This is a genomic window from Gordoniibacillus kamchatkensis, assembly GCF_000829455.1.
Classification (GTDB): Bacteria; Bacillota; Bacilli; order Paenibacillales; family NBRC-103111; genus Gordoniibacillus; species Gordoniibacillus kamchatkensis.
Window position 1 is genome coordinate 1 of the sequence record NZ_JXAK01000033.1, and the last position, 19,408, is coordinate 19,408.

Sequence of the window (19,408 nt, forward strand, 5' to 3'; positions counted from 1 at the left end):
TGCCGTAACCGGCCGGCCGAAGCGCCGAATATAGGGAGGAGCAACGAGTTTTATGAAGATCGCTTCGATTCAATTGGAGATCAAGGATCAGGAGAGCAAGGCGCAGCGCATCGAACGGGCGGCCGCTCTCGTGGACCGTGCCGCGCAGGATGCGGATCTGATTCTGCTGCCGGAAATATGGGCGACCGGCTACTTCTCGTTCGATAAGTACGTGGAAGAGGCGGAGCCGATTGACGGCCCCTTTGTGCAGCTGTTTGCCGACAAGGCCAAGCGGCACGGCGTCTATTTGTTCGCCGGCAGCTTCGTGGAAGTGAAGGACGGCAAATATTACAACACCAGCATTATGTTTGACCGTCAGGGCGGGCTTGTCGGCACTTACCAGAAGACGCACCTGTTCCGCTACGGCTCCAGAGAAGGCGAGCTGCTGACGCGGGGGGAAGGAGCCAAAGTATTCGACACGGAATTCGGCAAGGTCGGCCTGACGACGTGTTATGATCTGCGGTTCCCCGAGCTGTATCGGCAGCAGGTCGATCAAGGGGCGGAAATCTTTCTCGTCACGTCGGCCTGGCCGCATCAGAGGCTGGAGCATTGGAAGCTGTTCAACGCGACGCGGGCCTTGGAAAATCAATGCTATCTCGTCTCCTGCAACTGCGTCGGCACGACCCGGGGCGTTCTCCTCGGCGGACATAGCTCCGTCGTCGACCCGTGGGGCATTATGGTGGCAACGAGCGGAGAACAGGAAACGATCGTCAAGGCGGACATCGACCCCGCCGAAGTCGCGCGCATCCGGGACGTGTTCCCCAGCTTAAAGCATCGCGTTCTTTAACGTTCACGCTTGTGCGGGACGATTAGGACGATATGCCAGCCTAAAGAGAGGAAGTGCATCTTGTGGAATTTATTTGCAACGGAACGGCATTCCAGTGGACGCCGACCCGGCTGGTTATCGCCGGATATACGGGGAAAAACCAGGAGGCTGTCAAGAAGCATATCGACGAATTGGAGGAACTGGGGATCCCGGGCCCGCCGCGGGTGCCGATGCTGTTCGATCTCTCGCCGCACCTGCTGCAAACCGCAAGCGAAATTACGGTCGTCCGCAACGACGGCAGCGGCGAGGCGGAAGCCGTTTTGCTGGACGTGAACGGCAAATGGTACGTCGGGCTCGGCAGCGACCATACCGACCGCGTACTGGAGGCGGTGTCGATCCAAAAGTCGAAGGAGGTTTGCGTCAAACCGGTCAGCAAAGAGGTGTGGGCGCTGGACGACATTTTGGACCGCTGGGACGACATCGAAGTGAGAAGCTGGGTGGAGAAGGACGGGAAAGAACACTTGTATCAATCCGGGACGCTCGGGGAGTTTTTGCACCCGAACGAACTGCTGCGCCTTGTGCGGGAGCGGGGCTATGACGCTCCCGGCATGGCGCTTTACTGCGGCACGTTCCCGCTGCACGGAGAGTTTGTGTACGGAGGGACGTTCCGCGCGGAAATGACCGACCGTGCAAAAGGCCGCAAACTGGAGCTCAAGTATCGCACAAAACTGCTTAAAGACGCCGAGGAGGAATAAGCCCATGGCTAAACCGGAGTTGGAATTTACAGATTACCGTCAATTTGAAGAGGTGCCGTTCAGCAAAGTTCAGGGGCTGACGGAACGAGTGATTGCCAAGGACCCGGAATCCGGAGTGGCGACGCGCATTCTTATATTTGCGCCGGGCACGGATACGACGCCAAACGGCGTGCAGATTCACGATTTCTGGGAAGAGCTGTACATTATCGAAGGCTCGATTTACGACCTCACGCTGAAGCAGGAATTCACCGCCGGCATGGTGGCTTGCCGCCCGCCGGGCATGAAGCACGGACCGTGGATTTCAAAAAACGGCTGCAAAACGTTCGAAGTCCGCTATTATTCCAAATAAATGCGGGTAGGCACGGCCATCATTTTTGAAAAGGGGCTGCAAGCATATGAAACGTGTAAAGAAGGGCTTAAGCATTGTGGCGGCTGCCGTCGTTATGGCATCGATCCTGGCAGGCTGCGGCAATGGAGCCGGCGGCGGTTCCGCTTCCGGCAAACCGGGTGACGGCCAATCGGCATCGGCTGCGGGGGGCAAAAAGATCACGCTGAAAATCGCCAACATCACGAAAGCCGACAGCCAGCTCAGCGTGACCGCCAAAAAAATCGGCGACGAGCTGAAGGCCAAGACGAACGGACGCTTCGATCCGCAATATTTTCCCGGCGGCGAGCTGGGCAACGAAACGGATATGATGCAGCAGCTGAACACGGGCAGCATCCAAATGGCTGTCATTACAACCGCACAGCTGAGCAACTCGTCTCCCGCATTCGGCGCGTGGCTCATGCCGTTCCTCATCGATAATCACGATCAAGCGTACAAGCTGTGGACGAGCGACGAGTCGATGAAGCTGTTCGATACGCTGACGAAGGAAAACGTTGTCGGTCTCGGCTACGCCTCTTCCGGCTTCCGTTACCTTCTCGGCACGAAGCCGATCTCGAGCGTGAAAGATCTGGAAGGGTATAAGCTGCGCACGACGCCGAGCCCGACGATCCTCGATTATTGGACGGGCCTTAAGGCGGGCCCGACGCCGATGCCGCTGACCGAGGTGTACACTTCGCTGCAAACCGGCGTCATCAAAGGTGTCGATATCGATTCCGAATCGGTAACTTCGGAGAAGCTGACGGAAATCGCCAAATACTTGAACCCGGACAAGCATATGTACTGGGCGGCCGGCATTCTTATCAACAAGGATTTGTGGAACAGCCTGTCCCCGGACGATCAGAAGCTGATCAAAGATACGGTGCTTGCCAAAACGAAAGAAAACAGCGTCGAGGTCGCCAAAAACGAAGAAAAGTTTTTGGGCGAAGCCAAGAGCAAGTACGGCTTGACGCTCGGCGAAGTGAACCGCTCCGAATACGACCCTGTCGTGAAATCGGTGCGGGATACGTGGAGCAAGAAATCTCCGGAAATTGCCAAGTTTTTGGAGAAAGCGGATCAAATCAGACAAGGGAAGTAGGTGCTTGCTCTCATGATGGCGAACGACAGACCTGCTGAACGGGGCCTCCTATTTATTATAACCAATCCGCTTGACAAGCTGCTGGTCTGGGTTAGCATTGCCGTGGGCGCCATACTTGCGGTCAACATGATCGTAGCCGTGTTTTTCCGCTATGTCCTCAGCTCGCCGATTGTATGGGCGGACGAGCTTTCCTTGTACTTGTTTTGCTGGGCCACGTTTCTCGGTGCCAGTCTTGCCGTGAAGCGATCGGATATGGCGGCGGTCACGTTCGTGCTCAGCCGCCTCCCCTTCAAGGGGCGCGTGCTCGGCTCGATCTTCATTCAGCTGAGCATTTTGTTTTTCGCCGTCGTGATCGGCTATTACTCCTTCATTTGGGTCGTCAGTCCGAGCGTGATGAATCAAATATCGCCGGCGCTATCGGTCAAATTGTGGAAGCTTTACGTCATCGTGCCGTTCTCGATGTTGTGCATGGCGCTGTTTTCGATCGAAAACACGCTCGGTTTGGTGCGTTCGCTGCTGCGGACCGGGAAAGGGGGGGCTCCCGAATGAGTTCCGGCATCGGTTTTGTCATTCTGCTGTTCATCGGCGTGCCCGTAGCTCGTTCTCGGCTTGACCACCCTGATTTACGTCTTCTCTACCGGGAATTTGAATTCGTTGCAATCGCTTTCTTCCAAGCTGTTCAACGGGCTGCAAAACTTCGGGTTCGTCGCGATTCCGATGTTCGTGCTGCTCGGCGAAATTATGAACCGCGGCGGCATTACGAAGCGCCTGATTCAATTCGCAACGGTGCTGGTCGGCCATTTGCGCGGCGGACTTGCTTACGTCAACGTCATCGCCAACATGTTTTTGGCGGCGATAGTCGGCTCCTCCAACGTGCAGACGGCGATTATGGGCAAAGTGATCGTACCGGAGATGGAGAAGAGGGGCTACGACAAAGAATTCAGCACAGCGCTGACAGCCAGCTCGTCCATCATGGGGCCGCTCATTCCGCCGAGCATGCCGTTCATCATTTACGGCGTTACGTCGGGTGCCTCGATCGGCAGCCTGTTTTTTGCCGGCATTATTCCGGGCCTGCTGTTTGCGCTCGGCTTCGGCATCATCATCTACGCCGTCTTCCGCAAAACGGAAAGCGACCGCATGAGAAGAAGCACGGTAAAGGAAATGGCGCAAAGCCTGCTCGGCGTTCTGCCGGCGCTGTTCATTCCGGTGCTGATCATGGTCGGCATTACGACCGGCGCGTTTACGGCTACGGAATCGGCGGCGGTTGCCGTATTCGCGGCGATTCTCATCGGCGCTTTCGTCTACCGCGAGCTGAAGCTCCGGGATGTGCCGGGCATTTTGCTGCGCACAATCATCACGACCTCGTCGGTGTCCTTCCTGCTGGCGACGACGAATATTTTCGGCTGGGTGCTGCATCTGGAAGGCATACCGCACAAAATCGCCGACATTTTCCTCAGTCTGGCCGGCAGTAAGTTCATGTTCCTTATTTTGCTCAACGTGCTGCTGATCGTGATCGGCACGTTCCTCGAAGGCGTGGCGGGCATTATTTTCCTGACGCCGATTTTGCTGCCGATCGCCGCCCAATACGGAGTCGATCCGATTCACCTGGGGGCGATTATGGTCATCAACCTGACCATTGGCTTGATGCACCCGCCTTTCGGCACGGTGCTGTACATCGCTTCGGCGACGACCGGGGTGTCGGTGGAACGTTTGACCGTCAAATTGATCCCGTTCCTGCTCGTCATGTTCGGCATTTTATTATTGGTCACTTACTTGCCTTGGACGACGTCGTTCCTCCCCGGCCTGTTCGCACCGAAATAACGTAATTGCGAGAAGATTGCCGAAGGAGTTCCGCGCGAACGGCGCGGAGCCGGCACAGAGGTAACCGGGCGGTAGATGTGAAAAAAGTCAACTTTTACCGAAATAGATTGAAAACGAAAAAGCTTGCTGCGGCAAGCTTTTTCTGCTTATTTATAGCGCTTTTTGCTGAAAATTCGGGTCGCGAATCAGAAAATTGGGAAAATTATGCGACAATATTCGCCAATTAATGATAAAATGAGACGCAAGGATTGTATCCGGATGTGGGGGGAACCCGTTGTGAAGAAGCCGCTATCCAAGTTTAGTTTTAAAAACCTGTCGATTCGAGTGAAATTGCCCGTAGTGCTGCTTGTCTTGTCCATGATTCCGCTCCTGGCTTCAACCTGGTTTCTGACCGGCTATTTCAGCGCCATTACGAAATCCGACCGCGAACAAATCCAGCAAGACATTGCGGAGCTGAACATTGCCAGAATCGACGAATGGATGCAGCTCAAAATTTCCGAAATGGAGGAGCTGATCAAGCAGCATCCCGAATTTAAATCGGGCGATCCGAAAAAGATTCTCCCGCTGCTGAAGCTGCTTGACGAAAGCGACAAGCAGATCGACGGCTTCAATCTGGTGAACGCAAGCGGCGACGGCATCGACGTCAACAACGTAGCGATCAACGTTGCCGACCGCGCGTACTTTAAACAGGTAAAAGAAACGAAAAAGCCGGCGATTTCGGATATGCTGGTCAGCAAAAAGACGGGCAAGTACGTGCTGCCGATAGCCGTGCCGATTCTCGACGATTCCGGAAGCTTTGTCGGCATCGTATCTGCGACCGTATCTCCCGATACGCTCACGAACTTGATGGCTTCCGTCAAAGTGGGCGAAACCGGCTTTGGCTATATCGTTTCGGGTACGGGCGATTATTACACGCATCCGGACAAAAACCGAATCGGCAAACAGGTTTCCGAATACGAGAAAAGCGCCAGCTCGCAGGAAGCCTTCAAGTCCATGCGCGATAACCAAAGCGGCGCCGTCACGTACATAGGCGATAACGGCAAGGAAGTGTTTGGGTACTACGGGACGATCCCGAATACTTCATGGAAGCTGCTCGTCGTTGCGCCGACGAATGAAATATACGGCGCTGTGCATAAGGCACAGCAAATTTCCGTTCTGTTCGCGGTCGCAGCGGCGCTGCTGATCGTGCTGGTCGCCTTCCTCATTTCCAGATTGAGCGTGAAGCCGATTATCGCCATTTCGACGGTGATGAAGAAAGTGGCGGACGGCTACTTGAACGAAAGATTGCGCGTCTTTGCCGAGGATGAGCTCGGTCAAATGAGCCGCAATATCAACGTCACGATCGATTCTTTGGCCGGGATGGTCGGCCAAATCAATTCCACGATCAACCGGGTTGCGATCGCGTCGGACGAGCTGCTCGATTCGGCCGGGCAATCGTCCAGAGCGTCCGCGCAAATCGCCGCTTCCATTCAGGAGGTGGCCAGCGGCACGGATGCCCAGCTGCAAGGAGCGGAGCAATCGGCGAGGGCGATGGAGGAGATGGCGGCTGGCGTTCAGCGCATTGCCGAATCGTCGGGGATCGTATCCGACCGGTCGCAGGACGTCACGAATGAATTGGAGAGCGGGTATCGCGACATCCAATCCGCCATCGAGCAAATGAACGTTATCGGCACGGCGGCTGGCGAGACCGCTGCGGTGATCGGGCAGCTGAGCAAGCACTCCGACGAAATCGGCCACATCGTCGACGTCATTTCGGAAATCGCGAACCAGACCTCCTTGCTTGCTTTGAACGCCTCGATCGAAGCCGCCAGAGCCGGGGAGCAGGGGAGAGGCTTCGCGGTCGTCGCGAATGAAGTGAAGAAGCTGGCCGAGCAAACGAATCAATCCGTAGCGAGCATCGTCGGTTTAATCCAGTTAATCCAAAGCACCTCCGCGAGCGCCGCAAGCTCCATGGAGCACAACGTCGCCGAAATCGACGACGGCATCCGGAAAATGCTGCATATCGGAGAAGCTTTCGGCACCATTCGCTCCTCCATTCGCAACGTGGCCGAACAAATCCAGGAGGTTTCGGCTACGACGGAGCAAATTTCCGCAGGTACGGAGCAGATCACGGCGTCCATCGCCGACATGGTGCACGTGGCCAAGCAGTCCGCGGACAATTCGCAGGCGGTGGCCAGCTCAACGGAGGAGCAATCGGCCATTATGGAGACGATTGCGGCTTCGGCGCATAACTTGAACAAATTGACGGGCGAGCTTAAAGAGATGGTCAAAGTATTTCGCGTATGACCGGGCCGCGGTTGGGGCAAAATTTTCCCGACATGTTATTTGCCAGAAAGCGGCGTGAACGAATTGGAGACCAAATTTGTGAAGGAAACCCGGTGCTTTAAAGTATCGCGCGTGTTTCCTCCGGATGTAAACAGCTACAACACGATGTTCGGCGGCAAGCTGATGTCTTATATCGACGATATCGCTTCGATTTCCGCAACCAAACTGTGCCGCGCGACTGCGGTTACGGCCTCTACGGATTCCGTCGATTTCCTGCAGCCGATCCGGCCGACGGACTGCGTATCGCTGGAGTCCTTCGTCACCTGGACCGGCAGAAGCTCGATGGAAGTGTTTGTGAAAGTCATCAAAGAGGATTTGGCGAGCGGCGAAAGGAAAATTGCGGCTACCTCTTTTCTTACGTTCGTCGCTCTCGACGAGCACAATAATCCGACTCCGGTGCCGCAAATCGTACCGGAGACGGAGGAGGAGAGCAAGCTGTTCGAGACGGCGCAGCGCCGGGCCGAGATGAGAAAGCGCCGCCGCGAGGAAAGCAAACAATTCGCCGATTATTTGCTTACCAAATACCCGTGGGAGTAACGGCCGCGCCGATTCGCAGGCAGCAGGGCTAACGCTCGGATGGGTTGGCGTTAATCTCCGCACGAACGCTGGCCGCAGCCGGGGCAGATGGTGCAGCCGGCTTTTTCCGGGACCGCGTATATCGTCAGGCAGTTCGGGCATTGCTTATTTATCGTTTCGACGGAAATAGGTTGCTGGCTGACTTGATTCACAAGGAAAACCTCCGTTTGGCTAGTATCAGGGTGAGGCATAAAGGAACGGTGTTCCGCTATTTGCTCAAAAGAAGAGCAATGTGACGAAATAACGGATTTTCATTCCGCTAATCGGCGGCAATTGCCGGATCATATCCATTTTTGGGCGTTTTGCTGGCGAATAACGGACTGTCGTTCCGCTAATTCTGGGAAATAGCGGGAAATGCCGCTAATAACGGAAATACGTTCCGCTATCGCAGTCCAAGTTGCGCGACACAGGAACACGTGTTCTTATTATATGCGAACGGTTGCTCTTTATGCAAGTGGCCGCAAGAAAACGAAGCGCCTACCGGAGGGGATGGCGCTTCGTTTTTGCATGTGCGAGCTATGTTGCGTTTTCACTGTCCATAATAATATGTCCTTGTCCGGGTAAGGCCTCGATGAAGCCTGCCATATGGCGCGCTTGATACCGGATAGGCTTGCCGCTGCCCATGATCACGACATTTTGCACGTCGCGAGCCCCTTGCGCAGGAAGGGCAAACGTCCTCGTATACGGAAAATGTTCGCCAAGCGTAGTATGAATGGCGTTAATCAAATTGTCGTTCGCGCCTTTTCCCATAAGATTCATGACGATAGCTCCCCGGGAGTGGAGCTTTTCTTTCGCCATCCCGAAAAACTCCGCAGATACCAAATGCCGAGGAGTTCCCTCAGCCGTGAAAGCGTCCAAAATCACATAATCGTAAGTTTGCGGCGCTTCGTTCGCGAGAATAAAGCGGCCGTCGCCGATGATCACATTATCGCTATGGTAACCGAAATGCGTCCTGCTGATTTCCAGCACCTTGCCGTCGAGCTCCGCGGCTTTAAACCGCTTGTCCGGAAAATGTCCGGCGATCGTACCGATGCCGTGGCCGATGACGAATGCGTCCTCGAACGACGGATTGTTCAGCTCCATCAAGTGAATGATGGCCCGGGGATATTCAAGCACGATGCGCTTCGGATCGTTCAAATCCATCGCGCCTTGCACGGCTTCATGGGAAAACTGCATGACCCGGAAGCTGCCGCGCTCGCCGTACAGCTCCTTAGTGTCGTAAACCGTTATGTCTTGATGTTGCTGCCCAGTCTCTTTAAGCCGCAAATGCAAAATACCGATCTCCTCCAAGGAACAACGATGAAGCTGCGCATGTCGATCATAACATACCGGAGGAAACATGGTATAATTGACGGAAAATTGAACATGAACAAGGCGCGGTGATGGTTATCAAGCTGGAGCGGCTTATTTCGATGATTTATATGCTGTTGAACAACGAGGTCATTTCTGCTTCTGCACTGGCGGAGAAGTACCAGGTGTCTCAGCGGACCATTTATCGGGACATCGACGCCATTTGCGCGGCTGGCATTCCGGTGGTGTCGTACCAAGGGGCTAACGGCGGCTACGGCATCATCGAAACGTACAAAATGGACAAAAGCTTGCTCGGATCCCACGATGTCGGATCGCTCGTCACGATTTTGCAAAGCCTGTCGACCGTATTCGGCGATGAGCAGGCGATGGATACCGCCCGCAAATTGCAAACGATCCGGAAAGACGATGGCGCCCCAAGCGTGCTGATGGATATCGGCGGCCGGCGCGCCTCGAACGCGTCGCTCCGTCTTTGCGAGCGGCCATCACGACCCGGCACGTGGTCCGGTTCGCTTACGTTAACGGCAACAATGAACGATCGGAGCGAAGCGTCGAACCGGCAAGCCTCAAGTACAAAAACAATGTCTGGTATATGTACGGATTTTGCCGCGAGCGAAACGATTACCGGGAGTTCCGGCTGTCGAGAATGTCGGATCTGGTCTCGCTGCCGGAGCAGTTTCAGCGGAGGCATGACGTCCCATTGGAACGAACCTCGTTTGAGCGCGCGGAGAGGGCCGATCCCGTAAATGTCGTGCTGCACTTTTCGGTGCAATCGCTGGCAAATGCGCTGGATTTTTTTTATGAAGGGGAGAAGAGCTTCCACCCGGACGGTTCGCTGACGATAACGTTCAAGATCGGCTCTATGGAAGACGCAAAATGGCTGATCCCGGCACTGCTCAGCTTCGGCGACCGCGTAGAGGTCGTTGAACCGCCCGCAATCCGGCAGGAGCTGAAGACGACTATCGAAAACATGCTGAGGCGGTATTTGTAAACCAAAAAAATTGTGCGCATCAATAGGAGGCGAGTTCCATGCAAGAAGAAAAGCAAATCATTTTTAGGAGTCCGCAAACAATGCCGCCTGCGAATGGCTACACACAGGTTGTGGAAGTACGAAACGCGCGGACGATCTATGTTTCCGGACAGGTTGCTATTAATCAAAATGGAGAATTGGTAGGTCCGGGAGATTTAAAAGCGCAAACAATACAGGTATTTGAAAACATAAAAGCAGCGTTGGAAGCATCCGATGCTACTTTTGACAATGTGGTAAAATTGACGTTCTTTTTAACTGACATCTCCCAAATCCAAATGGTTCGGGACATTCGAGATATGTATGTCAATACAAAGCATCCGCCAGCCAGTTCGGCAGTTGAAGTGAGCAAACTGATCAATGAACACTTCCTGATTGAAATTGAAGCGATAGCAGTGGGGAAATAGGTTTTACCGGCAGTAAGGTGATTTACCGTTTGTGAGGGGGAGAATATGGACGAATTATTATTGATGCTAAATAATCAGCAAATAGACTATGGAATCATCGAACATAGTATTCCCATTCATACTGCACAGGAAGGTGCCGAATATTTTGGCATTCACATTGGACAAACTGCCCCGACACTAATTTTGAAGACAGAACAAGGATATTGTGCATTGATAATCTCTGGCGATTACGGACGAGTCGAATTCGATTCGTTGAAGGACATCTTACAGACTCAAGAGATCAGATTAGCGAAACCTAAAGAAGTAGAACAAGTTACCGGTTCTAAGATTGGAAGTGTATCATTAGTAAATCCCAATATCCCGACAATCATTGATAGAGGATTATTTCGATTTCCCTTTGTTTACGGGGGGACAGGGGTCTCGCAATCGACTTTGAAGATTCAGCCGAAGGATATAGAGAAATTAAATAATGTAGTTGGTTACATAAGGTAAAGATCAAGTGAAGCAAACATGTCGGGGAGAGATAAACATGGTAAATATTATTCAAGCTTCTACAGATGATCATTACAAACAAGCGAGAGAACTTTTTACCGAATATGCTAAGTCCTTGGACATTGACTTGGCGTTCCAAAATTTTGATGAAGAATTGAAAAGTATTCCTGGAAAGTATGAGACTTCAACAGGCGGATGTTTACTGTTGGCTGCAGATAACCAGTACCCGATAGGTGTGTGGCTATAAGGAGAATAGATGACAACATATGCGAAATGAAGAGATTGTACGTCAAACCGGACTGGAAGGGACAAGGAATTGGAAAAAGGTTAGCCGTTTCTATTATTGAAGAAGCTAAAGCTCGCGGCTATTGCTTTATGCGGCTTGATACCTTGTCAACAATGAAGGCGGCAATCTCACTATATGAATCCTTGGGATTTTACAAAATTGACCCGTATATATTTAATCCGATTGAAGGAGCAATATATTTGGAATTGGATTTATCAAAAAAATGACGGTAATTGAAAAAAAGCAGTGGCAGACTACGTAGCTGCCGCTGCCTTTTTTCACTCAATGAGAAGCTGCGTAATCCCCAGCTTCCGCTTCAGTTCCCGCTTCCGCTTTCGCCTCCGCTGCCGCGACCATCTTCTCGCCGCCCATGAAGAAGGCCGCCACGAACGCCAATACGGCCGGAACGAGTCCCCACGCAAACGTGTAAACGATGGAAGAAGCGAGCCCCTCCTTGATGATTCCCAGCGCGTGCAGCGGAAGCTGCGCACGCGTTGCGGGGTCCAGCAGCACGTGCGGATCGCCGATGTCGGTACCCTTCGGCATGCCGGTTAGCGCATTCCCCGCCAGCGCGTACGTCAATTTGCCCGTGAGCGAATGGTTCTGGATGATGCCGAATACGGTAATGCCGACGGCCATGCCGAGTGAACGGAGGAAATTGAGCGTCGAGCTCGCCACTCCCCGTTGCGCCGGGGGGAACGTGTGAACCGCCGCGTTGGTCAGAACGGAGAAAGAAGCGCCGATGCCGAGCCCTACCAAAATCATATAGACGGTAACAAGCCATCGCGGCGATTCGCTCGTTATGGTGCTCAGCAGCGCAATGCCCATAGCGAGCAGGAGCAAGGTGGAAACCATAAGCAATCTGTACGACAGTTTCGTCAGCAACGCGCCGGCACCTGCGGCCGTAACGACTGAAGCGAGCATCATCGGCAGCAGCATCAGACCCGAATTCGTTGCCGTACCGCCGAGAACCCCTTGAATAAAAATCGGAATATAAGCGGATGCCGTAATGAACGCAGCGCCGCTCAGCATGCCGATGACATTGCTTGCTGTGTAAAGGCGGCTTTGGAACATGCGGAACGAGATGATCGGCTCTTGCGCGCGCTTCTCCGCCCATAGGAACAACGCGGCAAACAGGACGAAGCCCGCAAACAAGCTGGCGATCGGAACCGAGTTCCATGCATACTGCTTCCCGCCAAGCTCCATCGCGAAAATGAGGCAGACGACCGCACCGACCAAAGTGACGGCGCCTATATAATCGATCCTCTGATTGTTGTGTACGCGCGATTCTTTATAGAACAGCGCGATCATGGCAAAAGCGAGCAGCCCGAGCGGCAAGTTAATAAAGAAAATCCATTCCCACCGGATAAAGTCGGTGATGTAAGCCCCGAGCAGCGGTCCGAGAATGCTCGACAGGCCGAACACGGCGCCGAACAAGCCGTTCAGCTTGCCGCGGTTTTCCGGAGTCGTCGCATCGAACATAATCGTAAACGCGATCGGCACCAAGGCGCCTCCGCCGATCCCTTGCACGGCCCGATAAATGCTGAGCTGCACGATCGATTGCGCCGTTCCGCAAAGGATGGAGCCGAGCATGAACACCAGTATCCCGAACACGAAAAAACGCTTGCGCCCGTACATATCCGACAGCTTGCCGAATATCGGCATTCCGGCCATTTCCGCCACCATGTAGGCCGAGGTGACCCATACGAATTTGTCGAGCCCTCCCAGCTGGCCGACAATCGTTCCCATCGCGGTCGCCACGATCGTGTTATCCATCGAAGCCATAAGGATCGCCAGCAGCAGGCCGGCGACGATATACCCGGTTTTGTGTTGCGTTGCACTCATCGGTTCGTTTCCTCCAAAATGTGTTGGTTTTGTTTACAGGATCAATGATAGCGGAGGAACTCTGACAGCATTGTGTCAGTGTTTTCGGGCATATCGCGAAGAATAAGTTGCTGTTTCCCGGAATATGAATGAGGCTGAGAATCGGAGGAGGTATGGGAATGAGCAGAGCTTCGATCCAAGCTTTAGTCCGCGCGCCGCGGAAAGCTCCGAAGCGGTTGCGATGGGCATGTTCGCTGTTGCTGGTTTGCCTGGCCGTGTTCGGTGCGGGAGCTTTGCCGCAGGCATCGGCCGCCGAAGACTTCAACGGGGAAGCGGCGACTGCGGTATCCGTTCTGCAAAGCTGGTACAACGGGAGCACGTACAATTCGACGGGATGGTGGAACTCCGCCAACGCGCTCGAAGCAACGATCGATTACATGATGCGGTCCGGATCTACCACTTATTTAAGCGACTTGACGAATACTTACAACGCTAACCACAGCGGCAATTTCCTCAACAATTACTATGACGACGAAGGCTGGTGGGCGCTCGCCTGGATCAAGGCGTACGACCTGACCGGAGACGCCAAATATTTGGACCAGGCCAAAACGATTTTCAGCGACATGACCGGCGGTTGGGACAGCACGTGCGGCGGAGGCATTTGGTGGAGCAAGGATCGGACTTACAAGAACGCCATCGCCAACGAACTGTTTCTGACGGTCGCCGCCAAGCTGCACAACCGGGTTGCGGGCGATTCTACCTATTACAACTGGGCGAATCAGGAATGGAACTGGTTTAAAAACAGCGGCATGATCAACAGCTCGAATCTGATCAACGACGGCTTGACGAGCGGCTGCGCCAACAACGGGCAAACGACGTGGACGTACAATCAGGGCGTCATTTTGGGCGGCCTTGTCGAGTGGAATGCAGCGACGAAGGACGCTTCGCTGCTCACGACCGCCCAGAACATCGCGAACGCCGTCATGAACAGCACGACGCTGACGAAAAACGGCATCCTGACGGAGCCGTGCGAGGCGAGCGGCTGCGGAGGCGACGGGCCGCAGTTCAAAGGCATTTTCATGCGGTATCTGAAAGTGCTGTACGACCGGACCTTGAATGCCGGCTACCAAACCTACATGCAGAACAACGCCCATTCGGTCTGGGCAAGCGACCGCAACGCATCCAATCAGCTCGGTCTCAAATGGGCGGGGCCGTTCGATTCCGCCGACGCGGCGCGGCAAAGCTCCGCGCTTGACGTACTCAATACGCAAGTGACGGAAACGCAAACCGTCGATCTGGCGCTCGGAAAGACGGCGACGGCGAACGGAACGGCATGCGCGTCGTCGGAAGGGCCGGGCAACGCGGTGGACGGCAATACGACCGGGACCAAATGGTGCCAAGGGGGCTCCGGAGGGCAGACGCTGACGATCGATCTCGGCTCGGCCCAGTCCGTGTCGCAGCTATTTCTGTATTTTGCTGGAAGCGGCGGGGAGGACCCGGGGTATAACATTCGCGATTACAATATCCAGATCGGTGACGGCACGAACTGGACGACAGTTGTGACCAAATGGGGCAACATCGGCAATGTCGTATCGCATGATTTCAATGCAGTCACCGGCCGATACATCAAGATGAACGTGACGACCGCCCAGACTTCGACAAGCAACCTCGCCGCCCGTCTCTATGAGCTGAAAGCGAGAGGAAGCGCGGCGACATCCCAGTATGAGGCGGAATACGGAACGCTGCACAGCTTGTCGATCGAATCGAAATATAGCGGATATACAGGCACGGGCTATGTGGCCGGATGGAACGCCGACGGGCAGTGGGTCGATATTAGCGTCAACGCCGCTTCGGCGGGAACCTACAAGCTGACATTCCGCTATGCGGGCGGCGCCGGGAACGCTTCGCGCTATGTTTACGTCAACGGAGCGGGGGTCGTGAACAACTTGTCGTTTCCGGGCACCGGCAGCTGGAGCAGTTACAGTACGGTCACCGTAACGGGAGTCCAGTTGAACGCGGGAAGCAACACGGTCTCGCTCATTTACAACAGCAGCAATGGGAGCACGAATTATTTGAACTATGACAATCTTACGGTGTCGCAATAGGATGTCAAAAAGCGCACAAAGCCTGCCGCAGCAGGCTTTGTGCGCTTTTATCGGGCGAAGGAACTAGATTTTGGCTATCGATTGATTCAGCGTTTCCGCCATTTGGGCCAGCGACTGCGATGTCGATGCCGTTTCCTCTACGCTGGCCGCCGTTTGCTCGGCTACTGCGGCGATGCTTTCGACGGAGATGAGCACCTCGTTCGATTGGGCGGCTTGCTCCTCGCTGGCGGCGGCGATTTCCACGACTTTGCCGGCGGTTTCGGTCAGCTGCGACACGATGCGCTCGAACGCTTTGCCCGTCTCCTGCGACAGGGCCACTCCTTCCACAACCGCCCGGACGCTTTGCTCCGTATTTTTCTGCATGCCTTTAATGATGGCCGATATTTGTTTCGTCGCTTCGCCGCTCCGTTCGGCCAGCTTGCGCACTTCGTCGGCGACAACCGCGAAGCCGCGGCCTTGTTCGCCCGCGCGCGCCGCTTCGATAGCGGCGTTAAGCGCCAGCAAATTCGTCTGATCGGCAATATCGCTGATAACTTCGATGATTTCGCCGATTTTCCGGGAATCTTCTTCAAGATGGGACATTTGCTTGTTGACCTGATCCATGCCGTTAATCGAGTTTCGCACCGTCTGGCCGCCTTCATGGGCAATTTGTACGGTTTTATTGGCGTAATCGGCGGCGAACTCGGCGCTTTCGGCAACGGTGTTGATGGCTGTGGACATTTCTTTGATCAGCTCGGTCATGTTTTGCGCCGCAGTGGCTTGAGCCGTCGCCCCGCTGGCGATTTCCTCGGTGCTGGCGGATATTTCCTGGGCCGCGGCGGATAAGTTTTGCGACGAATCGTAGACGGCCTGGACGACCGTTTTCAAGGCGCGAAGCATGATCAGCGCGAAGGCGACGCTAATCACGAAACAGATCGCAATAACGGTGAAGATGATGAAATTATCGCGGCTAGCTTTGCTGTGTATGCTATCCGTAGTGGCGTCAATCTGCTTGTCCAGCTTGTCCAGCGAATCGGCGACAATCGGGTCGAGTTCTTTGCGGGCATCCCGCTCTTCCCCGAAGTGGAGCTTGATCGCTCCGTCGCGGTCTCCGCTGCCGTAAGCGTCGATGACTTTTTTGCTGGCGGCCGAGAAGACGGCGAAGTTTTTGCTCACTTTATCCGCGGTTTGCAGTTCTTCTTTATTCAAACCGTTCAGCTGTTGAATGCTCTTCAAAAAGCTGTCCACGTCGGCAGTTTTGTTTTTGATTTCCTGCAAATAGCTTTGATCGCCTTGAAGCAGGTAGCCTCTCTCGTCGTTCGACAGGCCGGCCAGGCGGAACTGGATCGATTTCAGGTAGAATCGGTATTCCTGCTTGTCCAGGATGGCGTCGTAGCTCTTTTGAGTTTGCAGATTATTGACGTAGCCATAAATCCCGATGAACAAAATAAAACCAACCAAAGCAGCAAGCACGCTTACCAGTTTCGTTTTCAATCTCATCGACCCATTCCCCCGCAATATGTAATATGGTGCATAAAAACAAAAAAACGGCTTGAATCAAGCCGTTTTCCGGCTTTTCGGCGGCCCGGCGGTCATAGTTCGTACTTGGAACCTTAGACCCGTAGCTTTGCGTCCCTGCCTTTCGGCAAGTTTGCCTTTATCGAAGCGATAAAATAGACGATATGAATATGTAAGCGGTACTAATTTATATTATAATGGGGCGTTTTTGGAAATCAACAAAATACGACAAAATAATTGAAATATTTTGACATGATTCGATAATTCTCAACTCGAAATTCCCGGAGCCGAAACGGACCTGAGCAGCGCCCGGAGTTCTTCCGCCGGAACAGGCTTGCCGATCAAATATCCTTGAATCTGGTCGCAACGGTAAGACTCCAGAATCCGAAGCTGCTCCGGCAGCTCCACGCCTTCCGCAACGACGGTGAGCTGAAGCTGATGCGCCATATCGATCAGCGCCGACACGATGACTTGATTGCGGGCGTTATCCGCGAGATGGTCGATCAGCGTTTTGTCGATTTTCATGCATTGAATCGGCAGCTGGAACAAGTACTTCATCGAAGAGTAGCCCGCTCCGAAATCGTCGATGGATATAAGAAATCCGAAGTCCCGCAGCTGCGCGAAAATGTCGACCACTTCGTCGAACTTGGCGATCATGAAGCTTTCCGTCACTTCCAGCTCGAAATGCCGGGGATCGGCTCCCTCCTCGGCAAATATGGTCCGGATTCGCCGGGCGAAATTCGGCTGCAGCAGCTGAACGCCCGATATATTGATGGCGACGATCAGAGACATGTCCGCAAATTCGTTTTGCCAAGCGGCGAATTGCCGGCAGACCGAGCGAATGACCCATTCGCCGATGTCGTGAATGATGCCCGAAGACTCGGCGACGGGAATGAACTCGTATGGCGGTACGTTGCCAAGCTGCGGGCTGTTCCACCTCAAGAGCGCCTCCACCCCTACCGTTTTGCCTTGCGCCAAATCCCGCTTGGGCTGATAGTGAACGGTGAGCTCGTTACGGACAATCGCGCTTTGCAAAAATTGCTCCATGCGCAATCGTCTTGCCCGTATCGCTTCCATGGAATCCGCATACCAGCGGTAATGATTTTTGCCGGTTTCTTTCACCTCGAGCATGGCTACATCCGAATGGTGCAGCAAGCTTTCCGAATCGGTTCCGTGCTCCGGATACAAGCTTATGCCGATGCTGGCCGATACCGAGGCGCGGTGGCCGTGAAGATCGAACGGGGCCTCGAACGCGCGCTGGATGGCTTGCGCAAGTTGCTCGATCTGACTGGAATCGCGGACGCTGCGGGTAATGATGCAAAATTCGTCGCCCGCCAGACGGCATACAAAATCCTCGTCACTCAAGCACTGCCGCAATCTTTCGGCAACCTCGACGAGCAGCAGGTCGCCCGCATGGTGGCCCATCGTATCGTTGATAAACTTAAAGCGGTCCAAATCGACAAAAAGCAGGGCGAATCGGACTCGATCCCGCGAGCTGTGCATGATCGTTTTCTCAAGCTGGGCGTAGAACGCTTTCCGGTTGCTGAGGCCTGTTAACGGATCGTGATACGCCTGATAATGGATTTCGGATTGGGCGTGCTCGAGCGACGACATCATGTGGTTGAACGATTTTTCCAGCTTCGTGATCTCATCTTTGCCCGATTCCGGAATTCGGATGGAAAAATCTTGCTTCTCCTCGATCGCATTCATGCCGCTTATCGTTCTGTTCAATCTGGCAAATAGCGTGCGCTGCAGAACGAAGCTGACGATGAAGAAAAAGACGAATCCGGAAAGCGCGAAATAGAGCAAGTAAAACATAATGCCGTTATTGGCTTCTTTCACGAGTGCCCGCGGCTTCGAGTACTCCAGAAGGAGGGCAGGCTTGCTATCGATATCCGTAAGCAGGCAGAAGCTCCTGACGGTCGTTTTGTCGGATACGGTCCAAAACGGCAGGGAACGGTTGCCGGGACCGCCTATCATAACCGCATCGGGCGGAGGGGAGAAGGACGGTTCTACGATGGAGATCGAAAACGGCATGTCCGTTTTTTCGGAAATGTACTTGATGTAGTTTGAATCCAGGTAACGGACAAAAACCAAGGTGCCGTGAACGGGACCTTCGTTGTTGCTCGTTAAAACCGGATAAGAAGCGGCAATCATCGGCTTGTTGTCGACGATCAAAAGCCCTTGTTTGCGGGATGACTCGACCGGATGCTCGAGGAAAGACGGATGCTCTTTCAGCAGAGCTTCGACCAATGTGCCGGGGTGGGGGAGAGCGCGCTTCTCGGCATAATCGTAAGCTTTGCCGAAGTAAAGCCGCTTCTCGTTATTAAACAGAAGCGTCGCGTTCAGACGGGAAGAGACGAATAACGAATCGGTATAATTGTCGGTGAGATACGGATCGTTCTCGGCGGGAATAGCCGGCCGGGCGACAAAGTTGTACGTATCGTCCCAGCCCGCGTAATTGATCGTGATAGCCCCGAGATTCGTATATTCGTCAAAAAAAGCGAGCAGGCTTTGTTTCATGTTTTCCCGAACGCTGGAAAGCTCCAGCCGTTCGTAATTGTCTAGCAGCATGCTTTTTGAAATGACATAAAGCAGCGTAAGCAGGCCAAGAGTGGTGATCCCGATGTAGATCATAATTTTGCGATGAAGCGACATGGCGGATCGGCCTCCGATAATCCCTTCAGATGTAAAGCAACTCACAGCCGTTTGCCGTTGCA

Annotated in this window: 18 protein-coding genes, 2 pseudogenes and 1 riboswitch; of the genes and pseudogenes, 16 read left to right on the forward strand and 4 right to left on the reverse strand. The window is 53.9% G+C overall.

Translation table 11 applies throughout. From position 1 onward, the window contains the following. Nucleotides 1–52 precede the first annotated feature (52 nt). The 8 genes from SD70_RS18435 to SD70_RS18470 all read left to right on the forward strand — a co-directional run bounded on the left by SD70_RS18435 (nucleotide 53) and on the right by SD70_RS18470 (nucleotide 7,703). Nucleotides 53–826, forward strand: coding sequence for a carbon-nitrogen family hydrolase (locus tag SD70_RS18435; protein ID WP_041049006.1), 774 nt, complete (start codon nucleotides 53–55; stop codon nucleotides 824–826). 62 nt (nucleotides 827–888) lie between these two features. Continuing rightward, entirely contained in the window at nucleotides 889–1,560 is a 672-nt protein-coding gene (locus SD70_RS18440; protein ID WP_041049007.1) for a DUF2848 family protein, read from the forward strand. Nucleotides 1,561–1,564: 4 nt separating this feature from the next. Beyond that, nucleotides 1,565–1,909: a cupin gene (locus tag SD70_RS18445; RefSeq protein ID WP_041049008.1), complete on the forward strand. Its 345-nt coding sequence runs from the start codon at nucleotides 1,565–1,567 to the stop codon at nucleotides 1,907–1,909. A 46-nt stretch (nucleotides 1,910–1,955) separates the two neighbouring features. Further along, nucleotides 1,956–3,020 (forward strand): TRAP transporter substrate-binding protein, encoded by a 1,065-nt coding sequence (locus tag SD70_RS18450; RefSeq protein ID WP_041049009.1) that lies wholly within the window; start codon nucleotides 1,956–1,958, stop codon nucleotides 3,018–3,020. Nucleotides 3,021–3,032: 12 nt separating this feature from the next. Then, nucleotides 3,033–3,569, forward strand: a complete 537-nt coding sequence (locus tag SD70_RS18455) for a TRAP transporter small permease (RefSeq protein WP_041049010.1) — start codon at nucleotides 3,033–3,035, stop codon at nucleotides 3,567–3,569. A 105-nt stretch (nucleotides 3,570–3,674) separates the two neighbouring features. Then, nucleotides 3,675–4,841 carry a TRAP transporter large permease gene (locus SD70_RS18460; RefSeq protein WP_231571292.1) on the forward strand — a complete coding sequence of 389 codons (1,167 nt, stop codon included), beginning with the start codon at nucleotides 3,675–3,677 and terminating at the stop codon, nucleotides 4,839–4,841. Between the two features lie 276 nt (nucleotides 4,842–5,117). Then, complete coding sequence (locus tag SD70_RS18465) at nucleotides 5,118–7,127, forward strand: methyl-accepting chemotaxis protein (RefSeq protein ID WP_231571293.1); 2,010 nt, start codon at nucleotides 5,118–5,120, stop codon at nucleotides 7,125–7,127. Nucleotides 7,128–7,190: 63 nt separating this feature from the next. Further along, entirely contained in the window at nucleotides 7,191–7,703 is a 513-nt protein-coding gene (locus tag SD70_RS18470; RefSeq protein ID WP_041049012.1) for an acyl-CoA thioesterase, read from the forward strand. A gap of 555 nt (nucleotides 7,704–8,258) precedes the next feature. Here the strand turns inward: SD70_RS18470 and SD70_RS18475 are convergent. Beyond that, nucleotides 8,259–9,014, reverse strand: coding sequence for a spermidine synthase (locus tag SD70_RS18475; protein WP_041049013.1), 756 nt, complete (start codon nucleotides 9,012–9,014; stop codon nucleotides 8,259–8,261). Between the two features lie 149 nt (nucleotides 9,015–9,163). Between SD70_RS18475 and SD70_RS39855 the strand changes: the two are divergent. From SD70_RS39855 to SD70_RS38275, 7 genes and pseudogenes are all read left to right on the forward strand, one after another. Then, nucleotides 9,164–9,247: pseudogene (locus SD70_RS39855) on the forward strand (HTH domain-containing protein); the annotation flags it as partial. A gap of 302 nt (nucleotides 9,248–9,549) precedes the next feature. After that, nucleotides 9,550–9,648, forward strand: a pseudogene (locus SD70_RS40660) (WYL domain-containing protein); the annotation flags it as partial. A gap of 102 nt (nucleotides 9,649–9,750) precedes the next feature. Next, complete coding sequence (locus tag SD70_RS40665) at nucleotides 9,751–10,041, forward strand: helix-turn-helix transcriptional regulator (RefSeq protein WP_449267217.1); 291 nt, start codon at nucleotides 9,751–9,753, stop codon at nucleotides 10,039–10,041. Between the two features lie 38 nt (nucleotides 10,042–10,079). Then, entirely contained in the window at nucleotides 10,080–10,484 is a 405-nt protein-coding gene (locus tag SD70_RS18485) for a RidA family protein (protein WP_041049014.1), read from the forward strand. A gap of 45 nt (nucleotides 10,485–10,529) precedes the next feature. Beyond that, nucleotides 10,530–10,976: an aminoacyl-tRNA deacylase gene (locus tag SD70_RS18490; protein WP_041049015.1), complete on the forward strand. Its 447-nt coding sequence runs from the start codon at nucleotides 10,530–10,532 to the stop codon at nucleotides 10,974–10,976. 37 nt (nucleotides 10,977–11,013) lie between these two features. Then, nucleotides 11,014–11,223 (forward strand): hypothetical protein, encoded by a 210-nt coding sequence (locus SD70_RS38270; protein ID WP_231571294.1) that lies wholly within the window; start codon nucleotides 11,014–11,016, stop codon nucleotides 11,221–11,223. Nucleotides 11,224–11,258: 35 nt separating this feature from the next. Next, nucleotides 11,259–11,489, forward strand: a complete 231-nt coding sequence (locus SD70_RS38275) for a GNAT family N-acetyltransferase (RefSeq protein ID WP_231571295.1) — start codon at nucleotides 11,259–11,261, stop codon at nucleotides 11,487–11,489. Nucleotides 11,490–11,544: 55 nt separating this feature from the next. On the opposite strand, the gene SD70_RS18500 is transcribed toward SD70_RS38275, so the two are convergent. Next, a complete protein-coding gene (locus SD70_RS18500) occupies nucleotides 11,545–13,107 on the reverse strand; it encodes an MDR family MFS transporter (protein ID WP_052487609.1) in 1,563 nt (520 codons plus the stop codon). 158 nt (nucleotides 13,108–13,265) lie between these two features. Here SD70_RS18500 and SD70_RS33575 point away from each other — a divergent pair, with 158 nt between their 5' ends. Further along, on the forward strand, nucleotides 13,266–15,191 hold the full coding sequence (locus SD70_RS33575) for a glycoside hydrolase family 76 protein (RefSeq protein ID WP_052487610.1): 1,926 nt from the start codon (nucleotides 13,266–13,268) through the stop codon (nucleotides 15,189–15,191). Between the two features lie 63 nt (nucleotides 15,192–15,254). On the opposite strand, the gene SD70_RS18510 is transcribed toward SD70_RS33575, so the two are convergent. Both SD70_RS18510 and SD70_RS33580 read right to left on the reverse strand, forming a co-directional pair. Further along, nucleotides 15,255–16,670, reverse strand: coding sequence for a HAMP domain-containing methyl-accepting chemotaxis protein (locus SD70_RS18510; RefSeq protein ID WP_052487611.1), 1,416 nt, complete (start codon nucleotides 16,668–16,670; stop codon nucleotides 15,255–15,257). 76 nt (nucleotides 16,671–16,746) lie between these two features. Continuing rightward, a riboswitch (cyclic di-GMP riboswitch) is annotated at nucleotides 16,747–16,836 on the reverse strand. A gap of 119 nt (nucleotides 16,837–16,955) precedes the next feature. Next, nucleotides 16,956–19,346 (reverse strand): EAL domain-containing protein, encoded by a 2,391-nt coding sequence (locus SD70_RS33580; protein ID WP_052487612.1) that lies wholly within the window; start codon nucleotides 19,344–19,346, stop codon nucleotides 16,956–16,958. Nucleotides 19,347–19,408: the final 62 nt, after the last annotated feature.

Coding starts and splice junctions, on each gene's coding strand:
- SD70_RS18435 (WP_041049006.1), top strand. CDS start 53: ATGAAGATCGCTTCGATTCAATTGGAGATCAAGGATCAGGAGAGCAAG.
- SD70_RS18445 (WP_041049008.1), top strand. CDS start 1,565: ATGGCTAAACCGGAGTTGGAATTTACAGATTACCGTCAATTTGAAGAG.
- SD70_RS18450 (WP_041049009.1), top strand. CDS start 1,956: ATGAAACGTGTAAAGAAGGGCTTAAGCATTGTGGCGGCTGCCGTCGTT.
- SD70_RS18455 (WP_041049010.1), top strand. CDS start 3,033: ATGATGGCGAACGACAGACCTGCTGAACGGGGCCTCCTATTTATTATA.
- SD70_RS18485 (WP_041049014.1), top strand. CDS start 10,080: ATGCAAGAAGAAAAGCAAATCATTTTTAGGAGTCCGCAAACAATGCCG.
- SD70_RS18490 (WP_041049015.1), top strand. CDS start 10,530: ATGGACGAATTATTATTGATGCTAAATAATCAGCAAATAGACTATGGA.
- SD70_RS38270 (WP_231571294.1), top strand. CDS start 11,014: ATGGTAAATATTATTCAAGCTTCTACAGATGATCATTACAAACAAGCG.
- SD70_RS18500 (WP_052487609.1), bottom strand. CDS start 13,107: ATGAGTGCAACGCAACACAAAACCGGGTATATCGTCGCCGGCCTGCTG.
- SD70_RS33575 (WP_052487610.1), top strand. CDS start 13,266: ATGAGCAGAGCTTCGATCCAAGCTTTAGTCCGCGCGCCGCGGAAAGCT.
- SD70_RS18510 (WP_052487611.1), bottom strand. CDS start 16,670: ATGAGATTGAAAACGAAACTGGTAAGCGTGCTTGCTGCTTTGGTTGGT.
- SD70_RS33580 (WP_052487612.1), bottom strand. CDS start 19,346: ATGTCGCTTCATCGCAAAATTATGATCTACATCGGGATCACCACTCTT.